Source organism: Hallella colorans (genome assembly GCF_003096815.1).
Taxonomy (GTDB): Bacteria; Bacteroidota; Bacteroidia; order Bacteroidales; family Bacteroidaceae; genus Prevotella; species Prevotella colorans.
Genome location: NZ_QENY01000007.1, coordinates 75,084 through 101,141 on the forward strand (window position 1 = coordinate 75,084; position 26,058 = coordinate 101,141).

The following is a 26,058-nucleotide window of genomic DNA, read 5'->3' on the forward strand; positions in this document are numbered from 1 at the left end:
ATTTTTATTGTTCATATTGCCCCGAAAATGGGTATCCATATTTTTTTGTATGCTCCTATGAGATAACGCCTGATGGGAAACAGCTTGGTCCACGCCCATGAGTATATTTTCCATTTACGCCCATCGGTACGGTCCAAGGTTTCGCGACCTTTGCGATAGAAGCCTATAGCTACGGCCTTTACGTCTTTGACACGGCACTTTTCCACGCCGATATTTCCGTCACCGCGTAGCGTGACAATGCCATCGCTTATTTTAATGATGCGATGTAGCACATATCTTCTGGGCGCAACCTCTGCCAAAACAACATCACTTACTTGGGGGTTGGTGGCCTTTTTTAATACCGCCTTGTCACGTTTGCTCTCCAAGAACGGACGCATGCTTACTCCTTTGGGGGTGATTGTGATCGTGTGCCCCTCGTCCATTATTTTCACCAACTCTGGTATCAATAGAGCGTTCGGAAATGATATGGTTTTGATATTCTGCGTATTGTGGTTCTCTGTAGGTTGCATTGAATCGTTTTATATGTCAATGTCATGTCTCATTCCACTCTAATAGCCTTGTTGCAAACTTCCGCAGCCTCTCGATTGGGCAAGCAATGCAATGTGTATATGCCTGTGGTTTCCAGCAATTTTGTAATGGTGTCGCACGAATGATGATAGATGTCAACATCCCATTTCATGGACGAGCAGGCGGGAAGAAGGGTTGTAAACGCTTGGATAGGAGCCAAAGGCTCAACAGAGTTGGCTTTGGCACGGTCTATTTGGGTGATGGCGCCGAGTTTGGCTTTGGTGTTGCGATAGCATGGGGTCTTGCCACTCCATGGACTTCCGTAGATGTACGCTTGATTGTCTATGATCCTGACAATGGGGGAGTCGTCGTTCATCAGGTCGCATCCAGGCAGGTATCGTAGCCACATGCTCACTTGCGTGGACTTTCCTGTGCCGCTTTTGGCAATGAAAGCATAGCCGTATCCGTTTTGTCTCACTAACGAGGCGTGCATGAGAACGGTTTGAAACCTGCTACTCGAAAAGGCGAAAGCAAGCATCAAAGCGTTATTAATGCCAAAACGACGCATATTAAAATTGCCATTGAGGGCACACTGGCAATGGTCGAAATTCTTATTAGTGATGAGCAGGCAACAGTCTTTTTTTTGGATGTCTTTGACAATATATTGGTATCCTCCGTCATTCAGAAGGTCTACGATGGTATCGCCGTTGCCGGTGTCGAAAGTTTTGATTGGCTCGCGCTCTTGCTTTGGACGCGGTCGCAAGTCATCGTCAACGACCAGCTCGAAGAGAGGATCGTCGTTGTCTATCCGGTCTATTTGGAATGGTATCAATGATGGAATTAAATGCAACCCATTTTCATAAGCGCCATCCTTCTTTTCACCATTTGATTTGAATACTATACGGATATTGAAGTCTGCAACACGAAAATAGTATGTTTTAGAATTTTCCATGTCTGCCTATCTGCCGTTTTCGTTGGTGTATTGCTCGGTTGGCGCAATGGCGCTGTATTTGAAATCGGACAATTTTAGGTACTTGATATTAAACTTGGCGCCCTCCAAGTATCTCTTGCGAAGTGTTAAATATTTCTTCTCCGCTTCTTTGCGTGTGAAAGCAAAGGACGTGACGCAAGTGGCATTGGGAAATCCCGTTTGTTCCAAATAATCCCGAAGTTGGTAGGAATAGCTGTTTCGGCTGTAAAGAAACTTGGTCTTTGAGTCGATGTAAGCGGAGTCTACTTGTTGAACTTCGGTAAAATACACCGTGGAATCGTTAAATGAAGTCGCGAAGCCAAACATATAAATGGTTTTACGTTTGTTGGCAGCGGACAGCGCTATGGTGCATGACACCATGACTAAGCAGAGTAGAAGTCTTTTTATTTTCATCTTTTTGATCATGTTTCGATGATTGAATGGTTGGATTTTCTAAATATATTGTTAGCTTTTTTAATATGGCTTGCCTTGAGCATTGTTTTGTATAGACAATTATTTGGTATATTTATCAATTAGTTTTTGCGCCCTACTATCGCCCAATTCATGCGCTTTTTGCAATGCTTTCAAGCCTTCCATGCGTTTGGATTGCTCGCACAACGCGATACCTTTGATGATATAAAGGTCTGTGTATTCTTGTGTTATGGCCAATCCCATGTCGCATGTTCTCACAGCGTCTTCAAGTTTGTTTACTTGTAATTGCAAGTTTCCCATCTCGGCATAGTACGTGGGCTCGGTGCGATTGAGTACGATGGCGTGCGCTATATCGTTGAGTGCGAGCTGGTATTGTCGCAAATTCATCTCGCATTTGAACTTTGTGTAGTAGAAGTCGTGTGTGCCACGATAGTTCACCAATGTGTCGTAAGTCAGATAATCGGTAAACGCTTTGCGATACTCTCCGGCGTTGTCGTAATATCTTCCTCGCGCCAAGACGTAAGGTGCCGCTGCCGGTCCTTTGGCTATTGTGGCCGCGGAGTCGAGTAATGATATAATTTCGGTCTTGGGAGCGTTTAGTGCCATCTTGCATTGCGCGGCCTCATAATACACCTCCCCGTTCTTCCCGAGCGGTGTTTTTTGCAATGCAGAGTATATGTCTAATGCTTTTTGGTAGTCACCCTCGGCATACAATATTTGCGCTTGAAGGTGTCGGTATATTGGCTGTGGGTTTATCTCGTAGGCTTTTTGGGCCAATTGTATCGCGCGACTGAAGCTCCATTGAGTGTAGGTGGTGTCCGTTTTGAATGCCACGGCGCGGAACATGGCCTGAGCGTAGTCGCAGTATGCTTGATCCTTCTGGGTTGCGTTTTTCAGTGATAGCATGAGAATGTCGTCCGCCTTGGCTAATTCTCGTTGTTGGATTAGGCGTGTGGCACGAGTTTGGTAACCCACGTGGGAAGTGGGAAAAAGGTTGATAAAATCTGTAATATAAGCCTCGTAGCGTGCGCTGTCACCTTGTTGAGCCGCCATCATTAGCATCAGTATGGCTTGTTGCTCGTCTGTAGGGAGTGCGGGACGAATGCCTGTGGCTTGCATGGAACGGTCGTTGAGAGATAGCCCATTGGTCTTAAACGTGTTGATAATGCGCACGTCTGTAACGAAAGCTTGACCACCGTTTTTGTGTCGTTGCATGATACCCATGAGCTGTCCGTTGACGTTGACGATAGGGTTTCCAAGGTCTGTGTTTGAGATGTCAATATCCTTGAAAATATAATAATTGTTTGAGGTCATGAATTTTTCGACCTTCTCGGGCTTTATTAGCTTGATGGGCGCTTTCTTGATGTCATATCCTACCAAGTACGCCGAGGTGGCCGGGACGTCTGTGGTGATGGTTGGCAGCCCTGCGTTGTTTATGTTTTTTACTCTGAATTGGCAGATGTTATACAGTTCCGACACGCCTAAGATTACGTCCACCTCGTGCGAACGACCTTGCGTGTCTACCACGACGGCACGCTTGGCGCCGTCAAATAGGTTCCACATGGCGATGCCCTCACCCGCTTTCCCGGTGAAAACACCGTAGCCAGAGCCGTGGATGGATCCATCGTCCTTGAACGTAGTGACGGAAAAAACGCTTTTTGCCGCTCGCTTTACGGCTGCCGGCTGGCTCCAAGCCATTGTGGCTTGCCCTATGAGGAGGGAGAAAAATAGGATAAATATGGTAGTCTTTCTCATTGATTTAAAATTTTGATAGATGAAGTTAGTGGCATGGAAACTTTAGTTTTGTGTGACGCCTACAGTGTGGGGTGTGTCTTGGCATGCCTGCTTAGCAGTTTCCGAACCATTGCGAAGCAAGGTGCGCGCGTTTTCCATGGCAGCCTCCGACACATCGCTTCCGCTTAACATTTGGGCCAACTCTATGGTGCGCTCGTCTTCGTTGAGCTGCCTCATGTGGCTGACGGTGCCCCGCGGCGAGTCTGTCTTGCTCACCTTGTAGTGCACATTGCCTAACGCTGCGATCTGCGGCAGGTGCGTGATGGATATGACCTGCCGGTTATTGTTGCCCATCTCGCGCATGATGCGTGCCATTTTCTCCGCGATTCGGCCGCTCACGCCAGTGTCTATCTCGTCGAAAATGATGGTCGGCAATTTCACGGCTCCGCTGATCATTGCTTTAAGTGATAGCATAATGCGCGCGATCTCGCCGCCCGACGCCACTTGCGATATAGGCTGGAGCGACTCGCTGCCGTTAGCGTTGAACAAGAAAGAGACGCTGTCCGCGCCCATGGGCGACAATGCTTTGCGCTCAAATTTGATGGCAAATTTGACATTCGGAATACCCAATGGCGCTAACCTTGCTTTCATCTCACGCTCCACCAAGGCAGCCGCTTCCTTGCGGGCTTTGGTCAATTTGTCGGCTTCGGCCACGCACTGGCGATGCGTGTCGTCCATCTTCTTTTTGAGTTCTTGCAGTCTTTCCGTTCCGTTTTCAATGCCATCAAGCTCTGAGAGTAAATCGTCGCGCTTCTTGATAAGCTCCTCCACCGTATCCGTGTGAAACTTTCGCTCTAATGAGTATATCAAGTCTATGCGCTCCGTGAGGCTTTGTAGCAATTGTGGATCATAGCTTATGTTGTCCGTTCGAGTCTCAATCTCCCCCGCGATATCTTTCAATTCGATGTAAGCTGAGTTCAGGCGCGTGGTGAGCTCGTCCAAGCCATCGCACAAGTTGGCAATTTTTTCCAGCTCGTCAATGCCATTTCGTAGTTGGTCCAAGGCTCCCACTGTCTCGCCTGACAGGCAATTGAACGCCGTGTAAAGCCCAGTCTTGATGTCTTCGGCGTGGGTGAGCGTTTTTATTTGTCGTTCCGTCTCCTCTTGCTCGCCTTGGGATAGCTTAGCGTTGTCCAGTTCGGTGTATTGAAATCTCAAGAACTCCTCGTTCTCTTGGTTCTGTTTGTAGCTGTCCTCAAAACTTTTATAGGCCTCTTGCGCATGGCGATAGTCGTCAAAAGCTTTGCGGTACGCTCCCATGATTTTGCCGTCTTTGGCCATGATGTCAACCACGTTGAGTTGGAAATCGGACTTTTGCAGTAGTAAACTTTGGTGCTGGCTGTGTATGTCTATGAGCTGCTCGCCCAGTTCTCGCATGGTGTTGAGCGACACGGGAGTGTCGTTTATGAATGCCCTGCTCTTGCCGTTGGAGTTCACTTCGCGCCTGACGATACAGTCTTGAGGCTCAAAGTCTATGTCGTTTTCGTTAAAGAAACTTTCCATGTTGTAATTTGACAAGTCGAAATGCGCTTCTACCACACATTTGTCTTTGCCGGCCTTGATCTGCTTGCAGTCTGCCCGTTGCCCCAACAAGAGGTGTAGCGCTCCGAGAATGATGCTCTTGCCAGCGCCCGTCTCGCCAGTGATGACAGAGAACCCTTGGTGCAAGTCGATATCCAATTGGTCTATCAGGGTGAAATTTTTGACATGAAGTTGTTTCAGCATGAGCTTTATTGCTTGATTGTTTCCCACGCGTTGTTTTGGGAAGGGTTGATGGAAAAGAGAATGTCGTATACCGTTTCTTTCTCCTTGGGCGTTCCTTTACTTTTGTAAATATTGGCTATCTCGTCTCGCTTATAGTCTGTCCATATCTGTGGCAACATGCTTGTGGGCCGCTGTTCGTGGCATCTTTTCAGTCCGTTCTCTATGGCTGTGGTTATCTCCGTACGCCCTCGAGCGGCGTTGTTGGCCATCTCGTCCAACCCCTTGCGATAGTAATCGTATTGCAACTGCCTGAAGGGTGTCATGGCTTGGTCAAGGTAATCGTTGATGATAGCAAATCTGTTTCGGTCGCTGTCAAACGATTTCCATCCCGTAAACTCAAGGCTTTGTGCGTTGTTGGCCACGTTCATGCACCGTTGTAACACGCTCTCTCCGCCCTGTGGCGCAAAACTATCAAGGTTCATGCCGATGAAGAGGTATGCGTAGTAGGCCATGAGCGCGGTGAGCTGGTTGTCCACCGCCTGCTCGTTCCAGTTTAGTTGGTCAAACTGGTTGAACTTGAAGTTGAAGTCGTTATCTGTTATTTGAAACAGCGTTGTGGTGTACGAGGCGTTGTACACTGGGCGATTGGCTTGGATAAGAGCTTTGCATGTAAACACGCCTGTGGCTTGGTCGTATTTGGTCACGGTGATGTTAAAACTGCAATTGATGCGCTCTCTTTTTTGAAATTTAAGGTTAGTCCACTGTTTATCATTGACAAACTGCTCGAGTGTTTGTCGCAAATTGTCAAAAACCGAAGCGTCAGTGCCCTGTATCTGGTTATGGTTGACCAGAATTTTTGCGTTTAGTTCTTGGGCTGTCGTAGTGAGTACGGCGAGCGAGCAGCAACACATGGAGAGAAGATGGCGTATGGACATATTGGCAAAAGTCTTTTTTTAAGCCTGCATGTTGAGCTTGGCCTCACGCAGTTGGATGCGTGTGAGCGCTTGCTTGGTATTCAGGGTGAAATTGGCTGAGAGCATCCAACTGCAAAAACCTGGATCTTTTCGCACTACCTCTATCACGGGTGTGCCCTTGTATTTGCCAAAGTTGAACACCTCTTGTTTCTTTGGTTTGCCTTTGTCATCAAGCAGGGGATTGCCTTGTGCGTCGGTCATTTCTTGCCAAATGATTCGTCCTGCGAAGTCAACGTTATCGTTCATGGCTGAGAAATCGGCAAGCGTGTCCATGTCGTTTGCCAATGTTTTTTCAGGGTCGACTGGTTTTTCAGGATTGTACCTGTCCATTTGCCCCTGCAACACGCGATATGTAGCCTCGGCGTCCTCATCGGCGCGGTGGGCTTGGAAGTCGTCTTCCATCTTGCGCCCGGTGTAGTATCGATACGCGGCCGCGAGGTTTCGCGGCTCCATTTTGTGAAAGATGTTTTGTGCGTCGATAAGCCGGCATTTCGTGAAATCAAAATCGATGCCCGCTCTCAAAAACTCCTCGGCCAACATGGGTATGTCGAAACGGTTGGAGTTGAAGCCCGCGAAGTCGCATCCCACGAATGTGTCGCAGAGCTTTTTGCCTATTTGCTTGAACGTGGGTGCGTCTTTCACCATCTCGTCCGTGATGTGCGTCAACTCTTGTACAGTGGGCGGAATGCTTTTCTCCGGGTTCACGAAGATGCTCTTTCGCTCCTCGTCGCCATTGGGTTTTACTTTGATATACGATATCTGAATGATTCGATCTGTGGCCAAGTCCAATCCCGTGGTCTCCAAATCGAATACTATCAGTGGTTTTGTGAGGTTTAGTTTCATTTTCTTTTTCAATCGTTGAGCAATAGCGGCATGATGAGCATGAGCAAGTCTTCGCCCTCAGCCTGAGTACCTGGCAGTATCACGCCAGCTCTGCTTGGATCTCCGAGTTGCATCTTTATCTCGTCAGAGTCGAGCGAGTTGAGTATCTCCATGAGGAAGTCTCCTCGGAAACCTATCTGTAAGGGTTGCCCACTGTATTCGCATACGATTTGCTCTTTGGCTTTCGTGGCAAAGTCGATATCTTCTGACGATACCTCGAGACAGCCTGCGTCGAGTTTGAGACGCACCAACTGGCTACTCATGCTGGCAAATGGCAGCACTCTCTTTATAGCGCTTTGCAGAGCCCTTCGATCTATTATAAGCTCGTTGGGGTTTACCGTGGGGATAGCGGCGTTGTAATTGGGGAAAGTTCCTTCCAAAAGCCGGCAAACGAGCACGCCCTCTGAATAGGAGATTTCTGCCGATTGGTTGTTAAACTTTATCACCACGTCTCCTTGTTCTTTAGCCAAGCTGTTCTTGAGAAGTGTGGCGGGTTTTTTAGGCAGGATAAGCGAGATGGGCGCCTCGCTTTTCAGTCCGTAATGCCTGCAACGCACTAATTTATGGCCGTCGCTTGCTACAAAAGCTAAATAGTCTGGTGTCATGTCGAGAAGTATGCCATTCATCACAGGGCGGATCTCGTTGTTGTCTGTGGCGAAGAGAGTGCGAGATATGCTCTCGTACATCACGTCGGCGCTAATGGTTATTGCATGAACGTCTCCCTCGAGCGGTTTTGCTTGGGGATATTCCTGTGCGTTTTGTGCCACGAATTGGTATTGCCCGTTTTGGTATTCCACGGTCACCTCGAACGACTCGAGATTTACCTCGAACGTCAGGGGCTGCTCTGGCAGCTCTTTCACGGCGTCGAGAATGGTGTGACTTGGGATGGCAAAGCTGCCTTCTGAGCTGGCGTTGTCTAATTGCAATGTGCTCTGCATCATGTTCTCGCTGTCGGATGCGGTGATGGTGAGTTGCTCATTGTGAACTTGAAACAAGAAACTCTCAAGGATGGGGAGAGAGTTTTTATTATTAATGACCTTGGAAAGCGTTTGCAGGCGACTGTTGAGCGCAGTACTGGATAATGTAAATCTCATGTCTATTAATAGTTAGTTATATTTAATGACAAAGTTAATAAAAAAACAGATAATGGCGAGATACTATCGCATATTTTTCTTGTTTTTTGTTTTTTATGACGCGTTTGTTTGCTATTTCTTAATATTTTGATTAATTTCGCATACCGTAATCACTTAGTAAACATATCTAAATTACACATAACATGTCATTACAAGGAATAGAAGTAGAGGGAGTTATCATCAAGGAATACCCTGCCAAGGAAGGCGTTTCCAGTCGTACTGGTAACCCTTGGAAGTCGCAAGAGTTTGTCATTCAGACCAAAGACCAGTATCCACGCACTTGTCTTTTCAGAGTGTTCGGCGCTGACAAGATAGAACAATTTAATATCCATCAGGGTGATAACGTGCGTGTATGGATAGACATCAACGCTCGTGCATGGCAAGATCGTTACTTCAATGATATCAGTGCTTTTCGGGTGGATCATGTTAACGCAGACGCTTCCACGGCTCAAGCGCAACCTGTCGCTCAGCCTGCGCAGCCACTTGACAATGCTCCGAGCAATGTTCCGGCCGACAATATTGGTGGCGAGAGCAGCGATGATCTGCCCTTCTAATACCTGACACTATATCTGTCAAGTGGAACTTACGATTGGTTGATCGTGGGTTTCACTTGTTGTTTTTGGCGAAAAATAATCATTGGAATAATTATAGTATATTGAAACTTTTTGTCACGGCAAATAAAAGGGGCATGATGTTTCGGAGCATGTGCCAGCCTTTCTATTTGTAGATGGTACTAATAATTGTTACCGTGTATCATCATTATAGGGGGCAAGAACTGTGTTTTAGCATCTCTTGGTATCTTTTGGGTTCAAATAGCGAGTTCGTTTGGTTTTTATTGCATGTTACAATTACTCGCTCTTTTTCCTGACAAAAGTAAAATTTAAATCACAAAAACAGAGGTGTTATTTTCGATCGTTTTAGCGTGAAAAATCTTGTTTTTTCTTTTTATCTTTTTCTTTTTTCTTTCTCTGTTCAGCTGGCGATTTGCCATTAATATCTTATCATGTGGCGTAAGAGTGCTAAAACCGTTGCGATTAAAGTCTCAACGTAGCGCGATTGAGTATTAATTGGCGCGCGATTGGGTATTAAAGGCAAAGCCCTCAAGGCTTTTTAGGCTTGTGCCTGTGTCTTTTTCTTTGTAATAATATGATTATTAAGCATTTGTCGAAGTGGCTGTATTTTGGCTGTATTTTGGCCAAGAGTTTCTCGATTTGTGTATACGGCCATTATTTAGCGGCTTTTGTCAGATAAATTCAATTATTTTTTCGTCCATGTAATCAGTTGAGATCACACATCGTTCGTGGGTTGTTTCGATGCCGAACTCTCGCGCGGCTCATGGTGGCGCATATTTTTATGGTTTTTACCTTGTCATTCTCATCAGTGGGATGTGGTGCCAAGGCCAGTGCGTTGGCACCTGTGACAAGCCACGGCAAGGCACGGCGCGAATCGTGCCTTGTGTTAATTGGTGTTTGAGAAAAATAGAAATGTGTGGTACAAAAACGCGTTGCTTGTCAATCTTCGCGCTACTTTTTTTATGGCGTGACCTGTCGTTTGGTTGGGCAAGTCATCGTCGAGTTTCTCGCTCGGTGATGTATCCGTGTCGATAGGCGTAAAGCAGTTCTTCGAGGTCGGCTATTTGCGATCGCAGCTCGGTGCCAATATCAGTGTCGTCTACCAGCATGCGATTGGACGACATCTCTACTATTTGCGTGGTCGACTTGATGTCAGAGCCCCTCAAAATGGCATCTTTGGCGCTGGTAAAAGGCTCATGTTGCACCAGTTGGAAGCCGCGGCTGTGGTAGATAAGCGTGTACCCGGCAATGCCAGTCTCTTTGTGATAGGCCTGCGAGAAGCCTCCGTCTATCACCATTAGCTTGCCGTTGGCTTTGATAGGTTTCTCTCCATCACGCGCATGGACGGGCACATGGCCGTTTATGATGTGCCGATTAGGCTCCTTGACACCAAAGGCATCGAGTATGTAGTCACATATTTTCTCGTCCTCTCTAAATTTGAAGTAATTGCCTTTCGGTTCGGTATGCGCCTCTTTCTCTTTGATGAAATAGCGCTCGAAGGTAGTCATTTTGGCTTTGTCGAATAGTGGGCTGTTCGGCCCGCACCATAGATAGTGGAAAAAGTCGATGGCGTAGGTTTTGTCCATGTTGGTGGAGTCGTTTTGGAAGGCTGTGCGAACGAGCTGTCCGATACCTTTCATTAGCTTAAGGCCAGCACGTTTACAGCCCGGGAAAATTTCCACCTCTTTGAGCGTGCCATTGTCGTTGAGGGGTATGGAAGCATGGTATAGCAGGTTGTTGTTGTAGATGCCATACATACATCCGTGGTTAAGGAGTGTGCGTATGTGTTTTTGCAGTTTCTCGCATACAGAGAAACTGTGGTGCAATTTCTCGATGAGTTCTTGCTCCTCTGCCGACAGTTGGTTTGGATTTTTGGGATCTATGGTAGGAAAGTTACAGCTGGTAAGTTGGTAGGTTTTGCCGTAGAGGTCTATGGTTCCATTCTTGAAATCGACATGCTCGAATAGTTTTCTGTCTTGCATGCCCCATTCGGGGTGGTCGTCATAGAGTTTGGCTTCGAGCTTGAAAGATAGCACGGATATGGCCTTGTGCATTTGGGCAATGAGCCGTTTGGTTTTAGAGTCTATGCGGGTGTCATGGTCAGCTATACGCGGTGCGAACTCGGCGCATGGGTCATTGCCGTATGTTTCCATGGCAAAGGTGGCCAATGGCAGGAGGTTGATGCCGTAGCCGTCTTCGAGTGTGGTGAGATTGGCGTAGCGCAGCGACAGCCGAAGCACTGTGCAGATACATGCGTTGTTGCCCGCTGCAGCCCCCATCCATACAATGTCGTGATTGCCCCATGTGATGTCCCAGTTGTGATAGTGGTCGAGAATGTCCATGATTTTGTGTGCTCCGGGCCCTCGGTCATACACGTCGCCAAGTATATGCAGCTGGTCTATAGCCAAACGCTGTATCACATTGGATATGGCAATGATAAAGTCGTCTGCCCGACCAGTGTCTATGATGGTGTCTATGATGACGTTGATATATGCGGCCTTGTTAACATCTTCGGATCGCTCGTCAAGCAATTCTTGGATGATGTAAGAAAAATCTTTGGGTAGAGACTTGCGTACTTTGGAGCGTGTGTACTTGCTCGACACTGTGCGACAAACAGCTACCAAACGGTGAATGGTGATGTGGTACCAGTCGTTGATGTCTCGCTCGGTGTCTTTCACGAGCTCTAATTTTTGCTCTGGGTAATAGATGAGTGTGCATAGCTCGCGTTTCTCGGTCTCACGCAGGGAGATGCCGAATAGTTCATTGACCTTGCGCTTTATGTTTCCGGAGGCGTTTTTCAAGACGTGTTGAAAGGCTTGGTACTCTCCGTGTAAGTCGGCCAAGAAGTGTTCGGTGGCTTTGGGTAGGTGCAGTATAGCCTGAAGGTTGATGATCTCGGTGCTGGCCTCTGCCACGGTGGGGAAAGATTTGGATAGAAGGCGCAGATAGCGCATATCTTTCTCAATGTCGTATTTGTTTTCCATATCTCATGTATAAAGTGTCTGGTTTGTTATGAACGTTTGTTGCCAATGCTTGGCCAAGTATTGAATTTGGTGAGTTTTCTTTGCATATTTTTGCGTTGCTTGTCGTCTTTGGCCACGAAAGGCATAAAACCTTCGGAGAGACGCATCACGTTTTGCAAGACGACCATAAGTCGGGCGGCAAAATCCTCAATGCCCAATGTTTTGACAAGCTCTTTTAATCGGTCTTCGTCCATGTCATAGAAGCGCAATGTAGTGTATACATTGGCTACATGGAGTAGGGGTGCGGAGTGGTTCTCCATCTCGTGTTTGAGATTTAATAGTTGAACGCACAGCAGTCGCTCATTGGTCTCTGTGGCTTTGATATTATCGTCGAGACGTCCTTTTGTTATCATCCCGCGAAAGCAGAGTCGCTCGTTTGGCAGATCGCCATCGGGATAGGAGCGTACGATGTAAAACCTGTCTATATTATCAATAACGACGTTAGGCTCCGAGAATTGTATGCGTTGCAACCCTTTTTTGATAATATTTGTAACATGTTCGTCGTTAGCGTAAATCATGATGCGACGCCAATCGGTAGGTGAAAGTTGTGTGAGGGTATCTTGTAGCGATTTGATATGTTGCTCGTCGAAGAGCGTGTCTTTGTCCAATCCAATTTGTAACAAGTGGCCGATGGCTTGGCATGATGCTTGCGACAGCAACAGCTGGGCATTGGTGTCGAGTGTCTTTTGATAGAGTTTGAGCATAGCAGAGGCCATGTCGGCGAAGGACAACTGGTTGGTCAACACGGGGTTCATGATGAGCGTAAAGCGTTGGTTCCATGCCAATTGGGAGAAAGTGTCGCATTCCAGCTTGCTGCATAGGTGTATGGCAGAGGCTTGTTGTGTGACTTTTCGCTGCAAAGCGTATCGGCGCGATAGCTTGCGTTTGTTGATAATCCAAGGTTGCAGTCCGCCTAACAAAGTGTAGACGGTGGGTATGTGATGGTCGTAGGCTTTGTCAAGGAGGTTGATAGACGATGTACTCCAGCATCCAAAAACATGCACAAGAGAATAAGAGGTAAGTTTTTCGGTGTTCGGTATATGAGTGGACGTGTACAAGTCGATGTCCGCGAGTGGTTCCAATTCAGAGGCAAGACGTGTCACAAGCTCGTGGTGAATGTCGTTTGTATCAGCTTGTGAGGGCAAGAATAAGAGTATTTTAAGTCGTTGCATGACATTTATAACTTGTGGGTGGTAAAGTCGTTCTTGTCTGCCATTCGATAGCGCAGTTTGTATTGCAGCCGTCTGAAAGCTAATGTGTATTCAAAAAAAAGTGCTTTTAGCGGCGAGATGCTCTCTTCGAAATCTGTCACGGCGCGGCGCGCGAATAAGCCTCTAAGAGTTACACCTATGAGAAAAGCCCCCACGGCGGTGCCTAATAACGGCCAGTTGTCGCGAAAGGCAGCGTATATAGCGGCCATCACGCATAACAGGTTAGAGAGGTGTAAGGTAGTATGGTCCATGATGAAAAGCAGTTTTTGCCATGCTCTTCGGTTAAGATACGAGCTCGATGCCAATAAGTAGAGGTGTTTGTTGAGAAAGGTTTTGTCAGTGGGGGCGTCTTCCACAATCCACGCATTAGACGATATTTCAAGCGCTGCGCAATTTTTTCGCGCGTATTTGTTAACCAAAAAGTCATATTCTCCACGCATTAAATGCAGGTTTCCAAGAAATCCATCTTGCTCCATGAAGTCTTTCTTGCGCATTAACAGATTGTAACCGTTGGTACGAAAGGGCATTCCTTTGGCTGTGGCGCGCATGAGATAATGTGACTCGTACATGCGTTCGAAGCGTCGAAAGGATGGCGTGGCCCTGTCGTAGGCAGTGTATCCAATAACAAGATTGTTGTCTTGCGTGCAGTGTCGAGCCATCAACGTGAGCCATTGTGCGGACGCCGGGCGGCAGGATAGCTCCGTGAAGAGCACCCAATCATATTTGGCAGCCTTGACGCCAAGCGTCATGGCGAGTTTCTTTTTGCTGACGTATCTGTAAGTTTTGGGTATGTACGTGATGTAGATATCTGTTTGGGCATCCTTGTTTTTCGTCTCGTTGACGATATTTGCAACAAGGCTTTCCGTGTCGTGATCTCCTTGTTCTATGACAATAACCACTTGATAGGCAGTGGGGAAAGTCTGGCTTAAGAACGCCGGCAGATTTTTTTTGAGTTGGCTTATGTCGTCGAGTGGCGTGAGTATTAGCGACACGGACGGTATCGCGGAGGCTTGGTCCGTACCGGTGTATTTGTCATACCGCTTTTTGCTAAATCTAAAAAAAGGATTGAGCAGCGCCGAGGCAATGGACAAAAGTAATAGCACTATGCTTGAAATAATCGTGAAAAGATCAATGGATAATGCGTTCATAATTGAAATTCCTTGTTGACAAACAGGGTCGTCTGATGTATATGCTGGTGGCAAAGGTCTGTGATGGTAGTGGCTTGTCATGGCCTCTCTATAGGCACCGACGGAGCGAATGGCCACCATAGCACTTTGTATCCATGCGCATTGGCGGCCTTACGCAGGCATTATATTGTTTGCCGTAATAGCGTGGTGTCGATAGTGATAGAATGGTATGTTTACATTCCGAAACACATCTGTGGGAAATGCTTCTTTCATGCTTATGCGATGTGTGGTAGCTTGTTAAAACAAGGTGTCGCTGAGGCTTTGCAGAGCTCGTTTCTTGTCGGCCTCTTTGATGAGGAAAGAAATGTTGTAGTTACTTCCGCCATAGCTTATCATTCGCACTGGAATGTCCTTCATGGCATCTGTGGCCAATGTTTCGAAGCCAACATTACCCCAGTCAAGGTCGCCCACCACGCATACTATGCACATATCCCTGTCCACGCTCACGGTGCCATATTTTTTCAGTTCGTCCACGATATGGTCCAGATGAGTGTCGTTGTCAATGCTCATCGAGACGCCAACCTCTGATGTTGTAATCATGTCTATGGGTGTCTGGTAGCTCTCGAAAATCTCAAACACCTTGCGCAGGAAACCTGTCGCCAGCAGCATGCGTGAAGATTTTATCTTGATAGCCGTGATATTGTCTTTTGCGGCGATGGCTTTTATCTTACCTTGGGCAAGCTCGTTGTTGATAATAGTGCCGTCTGCAGTTGACTCCATAGTGTTTTTCAGTCTCACAGGAATGCCGGCGTACTTGGCGGGTTGCACGCAGGTGGGGTGCAATATCTTCGCTCCGAAATAGGCCAATTCTGCCGCTTCCTCGAAATTTAACTGCCTGATGGCCTCGGTATTGTCTACCACGCGCGGGTCGTTGTTGTGCATGCCGTCAATGTCTGTCCATATCTGGATTTCCTCTGCGGGTAGCGCCGCGCCGACAAGCGAGGCCGTATAGTCTGAGCCTCCGCGTAGGAGATTGTCTATTTCGCCGTAAGCGTTGCGGCAAATAAAACCTTGTGTCATGTATATTTGGTAGCCTTCGTTCTGCCTCATCTCCGCTTTCAATTTATCTTTGATATACGGCAAGTCAGGCTCGGCGTTCTTGTCAGTGCGCATGAAGTCGAGTGCATTGAGCAGAATAGCTTTGATACCAATTTCTTTCATATAGTTCACTACCATATTCGTGGATATAATCTCGCCCTGCGCCACGATGACTTTCTCCTCGAAACTGGTGAAAATGTCTTTGGTGAACGTTCGAAGGAACTCAAATTCCTTGTCCAAAAAATCCTTGGTAGCTTGCTTGTATTCGTCTGTCGAGTATAGCTCGTCAACGTGTTTGGCGTATTTTGTCTCAAGGTTGTTGATGATGTCATTGGCACCTTCTGGATTTTTTTTGTAGAGATAGTCGCATATTTCCACAAGCGAATTGGTGGTGCCACTCATGGCGGAGAGCACTATGAACGTAGGTTCTCCGCTTGCTGTTACCAAGGAAGTCACGCTTTTCATGCGTTCCGGGCTTCCCACTGATGTGCCTCCAAATTTAAGTACCTTCATGTTCTCAGTTTTGATTATAGTGTCTGACGTGTTATTTTCGCTTTGTTTTGGGTGTTTAGGTTGAAAGACCTCTTTCCAACATGCTATTCGTCCACTTCTTCTTCGCTTATTTCCAAAGTGTTGTATTCTGTTGTTATATCAGAAATGATACTGTTTTCGCATTTGTAAACGATACCCCGAAAACGGTCAAGCATTGAGATGTTGTGCGTGGACATTACCACGGCGGTGCCTTTTGTTGTGATATCTTTGAGCAATTTTACGATGTTAGTGGCCGTCTCGGGGTCGAGATTACCTGTTGGCTCGTCAGCGATAATCATCTTGGGACGATTTAACAGTGCCCGCGCGATGGCCACGCGCTGTTGCTCACCGCCCGAAAGCTCGTGTGGCATGCTGTCTTTTTTGTCTATCATGCCCACGGCGTTCAGCACTTCGTCTATACGCTGTATAATCTCTTCCTTGTTCTTCCAGCCCGTGGCTCGAAGCACGAAACGCAGGTTCTCAAATACCGAGCAGTCATGCAGCAATTGGAAATCTTGAAAGATGATGCCCATTTCCTTTCTTAAGGCTGGCACCTCCTTGCGCTTTATATTTTTCAAATCTCGACCAAGCACCTCGGCTTTTTCGGTCTTTTCCTCCTCGATATCCAGTTCGCAATACATCGTTTTCAACAGCGAGCTCTTGCCAGACCCCACTTTTCCGATAATATATATGAACTCTCCCTCGTCGGCATGGAAGTTAACGTTTTCCAATATCAACTTGTCTTGTTGATATATGTTTACTTTTTGATAATCAATCAGCATGTCAATCTACCTTTATTTATAGCTTATTATGCAAAATTACATAATTTCTTTTAGAAACGTTCAGCAATGCAAGAAAATTGCATGACGTGTTTGCCGTGCGACAAGTATTGGTAGATATTGAGTTGGTATAATCTTTTCGCGGATGGCTTATTTCTCTTCTTCGGCCTTGAGAATAATGGAAGTGGCGCCGATGGTGAAGAGCGTGCCATCCTCGATGACACGTTGCTCGCGGTCGCCCAATATCTCGTGGCTTACAAATGTGCCCGTGTTGCTTGGCCCATCACGAAGTATGTATTTCAATTTTCCATTCTTGTCTCGACTCACGTTTATTACACAATGGGTAATATCAATGCTCGGGTCGTCGGTCATAATGGGGCAATTGATACGGGTGTCTTTCATAAAGCGCCCGATAATGTTATTTCCCATGACAAGGGGAATGACTTGTTTGTAATGGAATACGTTTTCTATTACTAAAAGACATCCCACGCTTTCTTGTTTTGGCACAGTCTGTTCCGCCTCTGGTTCATGCTGCTTGATCATGTTTTTTTGCCTGATTGCAAATTTTTTTCCACAATTAGGGCACGCAAAAGCCAATAGGTGTGCGTCATTGTAATTCTTGTTGTCAAAGGCGATAGGCTTTCCGCATTTTGGGCAATTAATTCGTTTCATGTCCAATTCAGTTTTTCATTACCCATGCCTCAGCAAACTCTTTGCTATCGTTGAGCTTGTTCAGCGCGTTGTATGCTTCGGTGTGTGTGTTGTACAATCCATATACCACCTTGTTATGACGCTTTTTTAACCACACTCGAGCGTCTTTAAATCCACGCTTTTGCAGGTCGCTCACGTAGGCGTATGCGTTTTTTTTGCTTACCTTGCTTGCGAGTACGATGGTAAAGCCCTCTTGTTTCGGTCGTTGTTGCGTGTTATTTGTTTTTGTCTCGAATGGCTTGTCAGGTTTTGTTTGTAGTCGTTTGATGTTTGCTTCCACCTGCTCTTGCCCTATGGTGACATCTTTGGGCGTGATGTATTCCAGCAGCTTGGTGTTCACCTCAGCCGTTGTGAGCTGGCCGTTGTTGTTGGCCAAAGGCGCTGGGATAAGCAAAAAAGCGATAAAAGCAGCAAATCCAATAGCGACGTTTCGCCATATTATGGCGCTCCTGCTTGTGAGAGCGCCAGTTAGGGGGGCATTTTCTGCTGTCAAAGTTTCGTCTTGCGAAGTGTTTTCTGACGCAGTCGCCAACACCTCATCGTGGGTTGTGGCAGTAGCTGTCGTGAGTGCGGGGCGTTCTGATGGTGAGATGGTGTCAAACTCAAAATAGCTCAGCGCATAGAGCGATGGTGTCAATATACCGGCACTGCATGGATCAAACTCGTATGCTCCGTTACTGTTCAGTTTGAGAATGCCTATGTCGTTCAGCTCATATTGTCCCTCGAATTCAAGGTGTTGCCTAAGTTCTCTTACCTCGTCTGCGATGCGAGCCACAGCGTCTGGATAACTGATGTCATACACTTCTACATACGATTGGGCGAGGAGAGAGTCGTTGAGCGTGAGCTTTGGATTAAACCCAATGGTACGCATAGGCGGCAGAAAGGTGTTGTCTTTCTCGTCTTTGCGCGCTTCGACGTAATGTGCCGTGAAGCCTCCAAAGTTTGGAATGATAACACAATCGTTGTCAAGCAGAAGTATTTCAATATGTCTATTGAGTTCAATCATTGAATGCAAAGATAGCAAATTTAAATTAACGAGACAAGTCTTCAACGCCTAAAAGTAAAAAAGAATTTTTAAATGGGCTCTCAGAAATATGCATGCGGTTTTGTGACACATTGCTTAATGCTATCTGCTTATTGTTAAATGGACATAAATGGGTACGAAAGTCGTTTGGCATGGTTGCCTCTCACTTTCTTTTTACGTATGTAGCCGAGTGGATGTTGGCATTTTGAGTATTTCTTGTTGGCGACGCGATTAAAAAGTGTTGACTAAAAAATATATTAAGGGAGTAATTCGTTTGATTTTTCGCAAAATGTTGTATCTTTGCAATGGCGTATGCAATGACGCAAACAATGAAAAAGAAATATTTATTGTTCATAATGTGTGGCATGGCTCTTTTCTCTTGTCAGGAAAGAAAGGCCAAGCCCCAAGCGGTAGAAGAAGACCTGAAAGCCAAGCAGCTATTGCAAGGTATTTGGGTCAATGAGGATATTCAGGATGTGGCCTTTCGGGTGAAAGGCGATACCGTGTATTATCCTGACAGCACCATTCAGCCTGTTTATTTTCAGATTATTAAAGACACTTTTGTGCTTCATGGCTCTGTCGAGGCGCGCTATCCCATCATTCGCCAAACGGCCCATTTGTTTGTTTTTCGCAACCAGGCGGGCGAGGAGGTGTCGCTCATGCTGAGCTCTGACAGCGAGGATGCCGCCTTGTTTGCCGCCAACAGGCTCAAGTCGGTCAATCAAAACAAGCTCATTAAGCGCGACACTGTGGTGGCTTTTGGTGGTGAGCGATACCACTGCTATGTGCAGGTAAACCCCACTTCATATAAGGTGGTGAAGAGCACGTATAATGATGACGATGTTCGCGTAGACCATTTTTATTATGACAATATCGTCAACCTGCATATATTTCATGGTTCGCGCAAGCTCTTCTCAAGCGATTTTCATAAAAAAGACTTTGCCGCCAAGGTGCCTGCCGACTTTTTAGGACAAGCCGTCTTGAGCGATTTGATATTCAAGCGTATAGACGAACGTGGCGTGCATTATATAGCCCAGCTTGCCATTCCCGACAGCATGAGCAGTTTCGAGGTGGAAGTGGTGGTGAGCTTCTCGGGGCGGATTAGCATGGAAGTGGAATGAAAAATGACAGCAGCCGTCGCACAATAGCGACGGCTGCCTGTGTTTAGGTTTGCTCATAGCATGCCATGAGCACGCATGCCGTGAACGTGGAATTTATGGTCATTCCAATATTTTGGTCATTGTCATGGCAGAGATGTAGCCATCGGGGTCGATGGTGGCCTTGATTCGGTAGCGCGCTTCTTTTTCTTTGTCCTTGTCCGTGCGCTCAATGCTCTGCAGAGCAGATACGCTCACTGTGTATTCGTAACGCTCGTCTCCTATCTCTTTCTTGTCAATCTTGTAGTCGTTGTTGAGGCGCCAGTTCATGTTGATGATGTCGTCCTTGTATATCTTGCGCATAAAGGTGAGCACGTCAGCCTTGGTAGCGTCTGTTTTGCCCAAGAAGTTTGTGAGCAATGGCGTGACGGCATCTTCCAAACCACTCTCGTTACGTGCGTTTACGCTTTGGAAAAATCTGCGCAAAGACTGTGTCACAATTGCCCTGTCTTCCTGCATTACGGTTTGGGTCTTTATTTTTTTCAAGGCTGCGTTGGCTTCGTCCACATGCTCGCCGTTGGCATGTTGTGCCAAATAAAGCTGCACGGCCTCGAGCGTATTTTCGTTGGAGGCATCTGCCCAGTCTATGGAGTCTATTTTGTGGCGTGCCTCTTGCGCATGCTCTGAGTCAGGATGTTTGGCTAAATAGTCTTGCAGAGCAAACTTCGATCCGCTCACCAAGGCGTTAGACCAATCGCTGTCTTGCCGTTTCAAAAATTCCATTCGTGCCATTACCGAGTCACGATGCTCCGCAGGCGCGTCCAAATTGTTGTTTAGATAAGTTTGCAACACCAAAGGGTCGTCACTTTTCATGGCAAAGGCATAATCGTTCATCTCTTTTTCTTTCTTGGTGTTGTTGTAGAAGTAGAAGCATACGCCGCAAAGTGCCACGGCTATGATCAGGCTGATGATGACAGGCCCGGCGATGCTTTTTTTTCGTTTTGGGGGTTGCTGCTTTGAACTGATAGATGATGAGTGGTTTATCGGTGGTACCGGTATTTGTACTGTTGGAATGTCTGCCTGCTGTTTAGTTTCCTTTTCATTTTGCGTTAGTTCGGCAGTGTTGTCATTGTTTATCTGAACAGATAGGGGCGTATGGTGATGACAATTGGGGCACGACTCCTGATTGTTGAAATACACTTCGCCGCACTGTGCGCACTTGATAACCTTGCCTGCGATTTCCACGCCGCAGTTGGGGCACGTTGGTGCCTTATCGCTGATTTGTCGTCCACATTCCGGACATTTAATAATAGCCATTTTGCCTTGTTTGTTTCTATTGTTGTTTTTAGATTGAATTATATGTTGCCAGCATGTTTTTATTTGTGCCTGAACCTGATGTCGCGCAGGTTATAATCGCCCATAAACCTGCTTTTATCCACATAGCCACTGATGCCGTCAAGCCGTCCCTTACCAGTGTATTGCCACAACATGAAGTCAAGGTCGTCTTTCAGCACTGGCACTCGTTGGGTGTATTGAGCTATCATTACCTTGTAGCCGTGAAGTGCCCCTAACAAATAGCGATCGTAAAAATTGGCTCCGGTGTATATCAAGGGCTTTTGCTCGTATGTTTGCTCTATCAATTTGAGGAACGTGAATAACGAATCGCGAAAAGCGTCGACAGAAAGCCCAGACGTTGTTTCCACGTCTATCATTGGGATAAGGTCTTGATCCATGGGGCGACACTGTGCCCTGAAGTTATCCACTTGCGTCTTTTGGGGTGTCTTGGGTCTGTAAAAGTGATATGATCCTACTTTAAGGCCGTATTGGTGGGCCAAGTCGATGTTCATTTTGTATTTGGGATCTATGCGATTACCACCCTCCGACGCTTTAAGATAAACGTAAGATATCTTGGCCTTGCCCACGGCTTCCCAAAACACCGTGCCCTGATAGTGGCTCAAGTCTATGCCGTGAATATGTTTGCAAGTGTCTTCGCATTCCACGAACGAGCTCTGGGCCATGGCCGTGATGTACAGCGTGACGCTGGCTATTACTGCAAAAATACGCTTCATAAATGCAAAGTTATAGAAAAGAATTAAGAAAAAGGCAAGCCGATTGAAAGTTTTATAATTATTTACAACATGTTTGTTCATGGTGGAAAATCATGATAAAAAAAACGAACAAAACCCTCGTTGAGCTTCGTTTATTTGAAAATTCTTTTGTCTTTGCTCGAAATACGCCCAAAATCAAGCATATTGCCATACTGTTAATAATCAGCGAGATATGCGTTTTATGGATGAGATGGCGCAAATATCTTTGTAAAATGGTTTTGCGTTTAAGCATTAATGGTAACATGAAAAGATACCAAACGTGTCGCAATTAGGTTCTAAAGCCGCTGTGATTAAACCTTAATGGCGTCGTCATTGGTGCTTTAACGTGCTATGGACATATTTTTCTTGGCAAATAAAGAATGTTTTATGCGGTTTTTTTGATGTTGTTATTGCTATTTGGGGTAGTTTTAAAGGCCTATTTTTTATCATTAAATTTTTACTTTATTTCACGCGGCACACGCTTGTATTAACATGCCCGAGCCAGCTTTGCCAATATTGTCGGCAATGTTTTGGCTCGGGCATGAACAAGTGCTGGAGGGGTGCTATGGGGTGGGTTAGCTTTTCTTCACCTCGACAATAGGTGTTTTGGGCTTGTCCTTGTTGCGCCTGTTGGTCACGGTGACCACAGCTTGCGCCAAGTTGATGAAAGCTTGCCCTGTGATGGTGTCGACGTTAAGAGCGGCGGGCGTGCCTTTGTCTCCATTCTCACAGATGCTCTGCACGATGGGTATTTGTGCCAACAATGGGCATCCCATCTCCTTGGCCAAGTTCTTGCAGCCGTCCTTTCCGAAGATGTAATATTTGTTTTCTGGCAGTTCGGCAGGCGTGAACCATGCCATGTTTTCCACCAAGCCCAAAATGGGCACGTTCACCTTGTCGTTGGTATACATGTCTATGCCTTTGCGCGCGTCGGCCAAAGCTACGTTCTGGGGTGTTGACACGATGACCACCCCTGTTATGGAGAGTGTTTGCAGGAGCGTGAGGTGTATGTCTGAAGTGCCCGGTGGCGTGTCGAGTATGAAGTAGTCCAACTCGCCCCAGTTGGCGTCGGCGATGAGTTGCTTCAGCGCGGACGTGGCCATGGCGCCCCGCCAAAGGGTGGCCGTGTCTGGATTGACAAAGAAGCCGATGCTAAGCAACTTTACACCGTATTTCTGTACTGGCTCGATGAGTTGGCGCCCATCTTTCTCCACGGCGTAGGGCTTGGCGTCTTCCACGCCTAACATCTTGGGGATGGAGGGGCCGAAAATATCTGTGTCTAATAAGCCCACCTTGTAACCGAGCTTGGCTAATGAGATGGCAAGGTTGGCGGAGACGGTGCTTTTGCCCACGCCGCCTTTGCCACTGCTTACGGCAATGATATTCTTCACATGTGGCAACAGCTTGCTTACCTCGGGACGCGGGGCCGACTTGAACTCTGTCTTTATGCTCACCTCCACATCTTGGCCCACATGGTAATGTATGGCGGCCTCGGCTGCTTTGAGTGTAGACTTGAGGAATGGGTCAGTCTCGCGTGGAAATATCAGCGTGAAAGTCACTTTGTTGCCGTTGACGCTCGGTGTGTCAGCCAGCATGTCGCTCTCGATGAGGTTTTTTTTCGTGCCGGCATAAATTACCGTGGAGAGTGCGTCTGTAATTAATTTTGGATATATTGTCATAGCTGTTTTGTATAACCGATGATGTTTGGCAAAAGTACCTAATATTTGTTTAAAACGCAAATAAAGCGCAAATAATTTCATGGTCAATTCTAAAATTATTATCTTTGTGAAACATGTATGCGATCGTTTTGTTTGACAGGCCTGTCGGCTGTGGCTTGCTGGATGCCTATAGTAAGCTTAGGCATGGTGGCTAATGAGCTAAAATTAATCAAAAGATGAATATAAGATGTTATGTAACAGCTCTTTTCTTGATTGCCTCGATGACGATGCAAGCAGGGGAGTTGGTGTGGTATTCGGGGGGACACGTAGCTTATGCCGTCCAAAAACGGTATGGCACGGTGGTGCAAAAAGCCCTTCAAATGTTTGAGTCGGATATGCGCGCCGTGACGGGCAAGTCTGCTCGCCGCAAGGACAACGCCCGTATAGAAGTCTATCAGCTTGATATGGCTAATAACAAAGAGATGAAAGCTATAGACAAATATCGCGTTCCATACGCTAATTTTATAGTCAAGCCAGATGCCTTTTGGTTGGGTGTGCGTGATCGCAAGATAATTATTGTGGGTAGTAACGGCCGTGGAACAGCTTATGGCATACTCGAATTGTCGAGGTTGGCGGGTGTGTCGCCTTGGATATACTGGGGTGACGCGAGGCCCGAGCGCAAACATCGGCTCACGCTCGACGATCGATACGAAACAACGCAAAGCCCGTCTGTAGAGTTTCGTGGTGTGTTTGTCAACGGCGAGGACTGGTCGACACGTGTGTGGGACAAACGCAAAATAGACCCTCATTCGAGAACGGGCTTGTTAGGCCCTAACTATTATCATAAGCTCTGCGAACTTTTGTTGCGACTGCGTGGCAATGCCTTGTGGCCCGCTATGCACGAGGGGACGACCGCATTTTTTAAGGTGAGAGGAAACAAGGAGGTGGTCGACTCGTTCGATATCTATGTGGGTTCGTCCCATAGTGAGCCGATACTGCGTAATAATGTGGGCGAGTGGAACACGGAGAAGCGTGGCCCATACAACTTTATGAGCAATCGACATCAGGTGTTGAGCTATTGGCGGGAACGTGCCCGAGAAACATCTGGCATGGATGCGCTATATACTATCGGAATGAGGGGGACGCGCGATGACGCCATGGAGGGCGCGCGCACGCTTGAAGAGAAACGTAAAGTCTTGCAGGCAGTTATTGACGCGCAACGCAAACTGCTTGCTGAGGAGGTGAACAGAGACCTTGCCAAGGTGCCGCAAGTGTTCATACCCTACAAGGAGGTGTTAGAAATCTACGAGAACGGGCTACGTGTACCCGATGACGTGTGCCTAATGTGGTGCGATGACAACTACGGTTATATGACACGTTTGTCTAATCAATATCAGCAAAAAAGAAGCGGTGGGTCGGGTGTGTATTACCACCTGAGCTATTGTGGACGGCCGCACGACTATTTGTGGCTTGCCACCACCCAGCCCGGACTGCTCTATCACCAGATGAGACGTGCCTACGACCATAACGCCCACCGTCTGTGGATAGCCAATATACACGACCCAAAGGTGGCGGCGTACCAGTTGAGCCTGTTCATGGATATGGCTTGGAATATAGACTGCGTGCGTGCCAATACGGTTCAAAAGCATTTGGAGAACTGGCTTGTACAGCAGTTTGGCAAGTCGGTCGGGCAAGAGTTGGTGCGGCCTATGACAGATTTTTATCGGTTGTGTGCTATTCGTAAACCCGAGTTTATGGGCTGGAGCCAAGTGGAAGTGGATCATAATACTTATAAAGATGGTTGCACACCGGTGAGAAACTCTGATTTTAACGCAGAGGAGTTTGGCAATGAGTTGGAACGCTATTTGGCGGAATACGCAGAGGTGAAACGGCGTGTGGCCCATGCGGAGACGATGCTGAGACCCGAGCTTAAAGACGCTTTTTTTGCGGCGGTGAAATATCCTGTGTATTGCGCCGCGGCTATGGCGACCAAGCATTTGCAAGCCCAAGAGGCGCGCCTCATCGGGCGGCCGTCGAGCTTTCATGGGGATCGGGAGGCTTTGGAGTCGGCTGTCAGGAGTTGGAAGGCACATGAAGAGATAGTGAGGCTTACGGACTATTATAACAAGACGATGGCTGGCGGCAAATGGGATGGGTTGATGAGCAGGTCCCCGAGAGGGCTGCCTGTTTTCCAAGAACCCGTATTGCCCGACAATCTAACTTCTGATGAAATTAGGAAATACGGCGACGCTTCCCCCGCAAGGTCAAATCTGGCAACTGATGGATGCGTTGTTCGCAATGCGTGTGACTATTCCGCTTGTACCGTGGGCACACAGACGGTAGACATGTTAGGGCACTCTATGAAAGCCGTTTCGGTGCCAAAAAATGGAAAAATATCGTTTAAATTTTATGCCAAAACTGGCCCTGCCAAACTCTATATGGCACTTATACCAACACAGCCAAGTGATAGCGGCGATTTGCGTTATGCCGTAAGCGTTGACGGCGCGGCGCCGATGGTGTTCTCGTTGAAAGAAAACTACGGGTCAGAGGGGTGGAAACAGAACGTGTTGCGTGGTCAGGCAATCAAGGTACAAGACATATATCTCACGGAGGGACAGCACACCCTTGAGGTCACGGCATTGGATGACCATATCGTGGTGGATCAATGGATGATAGACTATGATAGCGATCGCCATTTCTACATGTTTCCTGTGCGTGCGGCCATGTAGCCAATGCTGAAGGAA

Annotated in this window: 21 protein-coding genes; 3 read left to right on the plus strand and 18 right to left on the minus strand. The window is 47.0% G+C overall.

Features of this window, described 5'->3' with window-relative positions:
- Nucleotides 1-11: 11 nt before the first annotated feature.
- The 8 genes from C7379_RS05060 to dnaN all read right to left on the minus strand — a co-directional run bounded on the left by C7379_RS05060 (nucleotide 12) and on the right by dnaN (nucleotide 8,357).
- Nucleotides 12-509, minus strand: a complete 498-nt coding sequence (locus tag C7379_RS05060) for a peptidase S41 (protein WP_116616281.1) — start codon at nucleotides 507-509, stop codon at nucleotides 12-14.
- Nucleotides 510-538: 29 nt separating this feature from the next.
- Entirely contained in the window at nucleotides 539-1,459 is a 921-nt protein-coding gene (locus C7379_RS05065; protein WP_116616282.1) for a hypothetical protein, read from the minus strand.
- A gap of 6 nt (nucleotides 1,460-1,465) precedes the next feature.
- Entirely contained in the window at nucleotides 1,466-1,891 is a 426-nt protein-coding gene (locus C7379_RS05070; RefSeq protein ID WP_165815028.1) for a hypothetical protein, read from the minus strand.
- A 99-nt stretch (nucleotides 1,892-1,990) separates the two neighbouring features.
- The gene (locus tag C7379_RS05075) at nucleotides 1,991-3,664 is read right to left on the minus strand and encodes a tetratricopeptide repeat protein (RefSeq protein WP_116616283.1); all 1,674 of its coding nucleotides are present in this window, start codon (nucleotides 3,662-3,664) and stop codon (nucleotides 1,991-1,993) included.
- A 42-nt stretch (nucleotides 3,665-3,706) separates the two neighbouring features.
- The gene (recN, locus tag C7379_RS05080; protein ID WP_116616332.1) at nucleotides 3,707-5,428 is read right to left on the minus strand and encodes a DNA repair protein RecN; all 1,722 of its coding nucleotides are present in this window, start codon (nucleotides 5,426-5,428) and stop codon (nucleotides 3,707-3,709) included.
- A 5-nt stretch (nucleotides 5,429-5,433) separates the two neighbouring features.
- Nucleotides 5,434-6,342, minus strand: a complete 909-nt coding sequence (porD, locus tag C7379_RS05085) for a type IX secretion system protein PorD (RefSeq protein WP_207773397.1) — start codon at nucleotides 6,340-6,342, stop codon at nucleotides 5,434-5,436.
- Nucleotides 6,343-6,360: 18 nt separating this feature from the next.
- On the minus strand, nucleotides 6,361-7,224 hold the full coding sequence (locus C7379_RS05090) for a 3'-5' exonuclease (protein ID WP_116616333.1): 864 nt from the start codon (nucleotides 7,222-7,224) through the stop codon (nucleotides 6,361-6,363).
- A gap of 8 nt (nucleotides 7,225-7,232) precedes the next feature.
- On the minus strand, nucleotides 7,233-8,357 hold the full coding sequence (gene dnaN, locus C7379_RS05095) for a DNA polymerase III subunit beta (protein WP_116616285.1): 1,125 nt from the start codon (nucleotides 8,355-8,357) through the stop codon (nucleotides 7,233-7,235).
- 197 nt (nucleotides 8,358-8,554) lie between these two features.
- Between dnaN and C7379_RS05100 the strand changes: the two genes are divergently transcribed.
- Nucleotides 8,555-8,950: a DUF3127 domain-containing protein gene (locus C7379_RS05100; protein WP_419185303.1), complete on the plus strand. Its 396-nt coding sequence runs from the start codon at nucleotides 8,555-8,557 to the stop codon at nucleotides 8,948-8,950.
- A gap of 1,010 nt (nucleotides 8,951-9,960) precedes the next feature.
- Here C7379_RS05100 and C7379_RS05105 read toward each other — a convergent pair.
- The 7 genes from C7379_RS05105 to C7379_RS05135 all read right to left on the minus strand — a co-directional run bounded on the left by C7379_RS05105 (nucleotide 9,961) and on the right by C7379_RS05135 (nucleotide 18,454).
- Nucleotides 9,961-11,952, minus strand: coding sequence for a fructose-1,6-bisphosphatase (locus tag C7379_RS05105; protein ID WP_116616287.1), 1,992 nt, complete (start codon nucleotides 11,950-11,952; stop codon nucleotides 9,961-9,963).
- A gap of 26 nt (nucleotides 11,953-11,978) precedes the next feature.
- Nucleotides 11,979-13,163: a hypothetical protein gene (locus C7379_RS05110; protein WP_116616288.1), complete on the minus strand. Its 1,185-nt coding sequence runs from the start codon at nucleotides 13,161-13,163 to the stop codon at nucleotides 11,979-11,981.
- 5 nt (nucleotides 13,164-13,168) lie between these two features.
- A complete protein-coding gene (locus C7379_RS05115) occupies nucleotides 13,169-14,350 on the minus strand; it encodes a glycosyltransferase family protein (RefSeq protein WP_116616289.1) in 1,182 nt (393 codons plus the stop codon).
- Between the two features lie 276 nt (nucleotides 14,351-14,626).
- The gene (locus C7379_RS05120; protein ID WP_116616290.1) at nucleotides 14,627-15,940 is read right to left on the minus strand and encodes an aspartate kinase; all 1,314 of its coding nucleotides are present in this window, start codon (nucleotides 15,938-15,940) and stop codon (nucleotides 14,627-14,629) included.
- 83 nt (nucleotides 15,941-16,023) lie between these two features.
- Nucleotides 16,024-16,740 carry a cell division ATP-binding protein FtsE gene (locus C7379_RS05125; RefSeq protein WP_116616291.1) on the minus strand — a complete coding sequence of 239 codons (717 nt, stop codon included), beginning with the start codon at nucleotides 16,738-16,740 and terminating at the stop codon, nucleotides 16,024-16,026.
- Between the two features lie 147 nt (nucleotides 16,741-16,887).
- Nucleotides 16,888-17,409 (minus strand): FHA domain-containing protein, encoded by a 522-nt coding sequence (locus tag C7379_RS05130; protein WP_116616292.1) that lies wholly within the window; start codon nucleotides 17,407-17,409, stop codon nucleotides 16,888-16,890.
- A 7-nt stretch (nucleotides 17,410-17,416) separates the two neighbouring features.
- Nucleotides 17,417-18,454, minus strand: coding sequence for an HU domain-containing protein (locus tag C7379_RS05135; RefSeq protein WP_116616293.1), 1,038 nt, complete (start codon nucleotides 18,452-18,454; stop codon nucleotides 17,417-17,419).
- Between the two features lie 347 nt (nucleotides 18,455-18,801).
- On the opposite strand from C7379_RS05135, the gene C7379_RS05140 reads away from it, so the two are divergent.
- Complete coding sequence (locus tag C7379_RS05140) at nucleotides 18,802-19,593, plus strand: DUF4738 domain-containing protein (protein WP_116616294.1); 792 nt, start codon at nucleotides 18,802-18,804, stop codon at nucleotides 19,591-19,593.
- Nucleotides 19,594-19,692: 99 nt separating this feature from the next.
- Here C7379_RS05140 and C7379_RS05145 read toward each other — a convergent pair whose 3' ends face one another.
- The 3 genes from C7379_RS05145 to C7379_RS05160 form a co-directional block, all read right to left on the minus strand.
- Entirely contained in the window at nucleotides 19,693-20,886 is a 1,194-nt protein-coding gene (locus C7379_RS05145; RefSeq protein ID WP_116616295.1) for a zinc ribbon domain-containing protein, read from the minus strand.
- A gap of 59 nt (nucleotides 20,887-20,945) precedes the next feature.
- Nucleotides 20,946-21,638 carry a glycoside hydrolase family 25 protein gene (locus C7379_RS05150; RefSeq protein ID WP_116616296.1) on the minus strand — a complete coding sequence of 231 codons (693 nt, stop codon included), beginning with the start codon at nucleotides 21,636-21,638 and terminating at the stop codon, nucleotides 20,946-20,948.
- Nucleotides 21,639-22,231: 593 nt separating this feature from the next.
- Entirely contained in the window at nucleotides 22,232-23,335 is a 1,104-nt protein-coding gene (locus C7379_RS05160; protein WP_116616298.1) for an Mrp/NBP35 family ATP-binding protein, read from the minus strand.
- A 215-nt stretch (nucleotides 23,336-23,550) separates the two neighbouring features.
- Here C7379_RS05160 and C7379_RS05165 point away from each other — a divergent pair, with 215 nt between their 5' ends.
- Nucleotides 23,551-26,043: a glycosyl hydrolase 115 family protein gene (locus tag C7379_RS05165; protein WP_116616299.1), complete on the plus strand. Its 2,493-nt coding sequence runs from the start codon at nucleotides 23,551-23,553 to the stop codon at nucleotides 26,041-26,043.
- Nucleotides 26,044-26,058 lie beyond the last annotated feature (15 nt).

What these genes read in the sequence shown, in the direction of transcription:
- C7379_RS05060 (WP_116616281.1), bottom strand. Translation starts at nt 509, where the DNA reads ATGCAACCTACAGAGAACCACAATACGCAGAATATCAAAACCATATCA.
- C7379_RS05130 (WP_116616292.1), bottom strand. Translation starts at nt 17,409, where the DNA reads ATGAAACGAATTAATTGCCCAAAATGCGGAAAGCCTATCGCCTTTGAC.
- C7379_RS05075 (WP_116616283.1), bottom strand. Translation starts at nt 3,664, where the DNA reads ATGAGAAAGACTACCATATTTATCCTATTTTTCTCCCTCCTCATAGGG.
- C7379_RS05065 (WP_116616282.1), bottom strand. Translation starts at nt 1,459, where the DNA reads ATGGAAAATTCTAAAACATACTATTTTCGTGTTGCAGACTTCAATATC.
- C7379_RS05125 (WP_116616291.1), bottom strand. Translation starts at nt 16,740, where the DNA reads ATGCTGATTGATTATCAAAAAGTAAACATATATCAACAAGACAAGTTG.
- C7379_RS05160 (WP_116616298.1), bottom strand. Translation starts at nt 23,335, where the DNA reads ATGACAATATATCCAAAATTAATTACAGACGCACTCTCCACGGTAATT.
- C7379_RS05135 (WP_116616293.1), bottom strand. Translation starts at nt 18,454, where the DNA reads ATGATTGAACTCAATAGACATATTGAAATACTTCTGCTTGACAACGAT.
- C7379_RS05120 (WP_116616290.1), bottom strand. Translation starts at nt 15,940, where the DNA reads ATGAAGGTACTTAAATTTGGAGGCACATCAGTGGGAAGCCCGGAACGC.
- C7379_RS05115 (WP_116616289.1), bottom strand. Translation starts at nt 14,350, where the DNA reads ATGAACGCATTATCCATTGATCTTTTCACGATTATTTCAAGCATAGTG.
- dnaN (WP_116616285.1), bottom strand. Translation starts at nt 8,357, where the DNA reads ATGAGATTTACATTATCCAGTACTGCGCTCAACAGTCGCCTGCAAACG.
- C7379_RS05110 (WP_116616288.1), bottom strand. Translation starts at nt 13,163, where the DNA reads ATGCAACGACTTAAAATACTCTTATTCTTGCCCTCACAAGCTGATACA.
- C7379_RS05070 (WP_165815028.1), bottom strand. Translation starts at nt 1,891, where the DNA reads ATGAAAATAAAAAGACTTCTACTCTGCTTAGTCATGGTGTCATGCACC.
- C7379_RS05145 (WP_116616295.1), bottom strand. Translation starts at nt 20,886, where the DNA reads ATGGCTATTATTAAATGTCCGGAATGTGGACGACAAATCAGCGATAAG.
- C7379_RS05165 (WP_116616299.1), top strand. Translation starts at nt 23,551, where the DNA reads ATGAATATAAGATGTTATGTAACAGCTCTTTTCTTGATTGCCTCGATG.
- C7379_RS05150 (WP_116616296.1), bottom strand. Translation starts at nt 21,638, where the DNA reads ATGAAGCGTATTTTTGCAGTAATAGCCAGCGTCACGCTGTACATCACG.
- C7379_RS05090 (WP_116616333.1), bottom strand. Translation starts at nt 7,224, where the DNA reads ATGAAACTAAACCTCACAAAACCACTGATAGTATTCGATTTGGAGACC.
- C7379_RS05105 (WP_116616287.1), bottom strand. Translation starts at nt 11,952, where the DNA reads ATGGAAAACAAATACGACATTGAGAAAGATATGCGCTATCTGCGCCTT.
- recN (WP_116616332.1), bottom strand. Translation starts at nt 5,428, where the DNA reads ATGCTGAAACAACTTCATGTCAAAAATTTCACCCTGATAGACCAATTG.
- porD (WP_207773397.1), bottom strand. Translation starts at nt 6,342, where the DNA reads ATGTCCATACGCCATCTTCTCTCCATGTGTTGCTGCTCGCTCGCCGTA.
- C7379_RS05140 (WP_116616294.1), top strand. Translation starts at nt 18,802, where the DNA reads ATGAAAAAGAAATATTTATTGTTCATAATGTGTGGCATGGCTCTTTTC.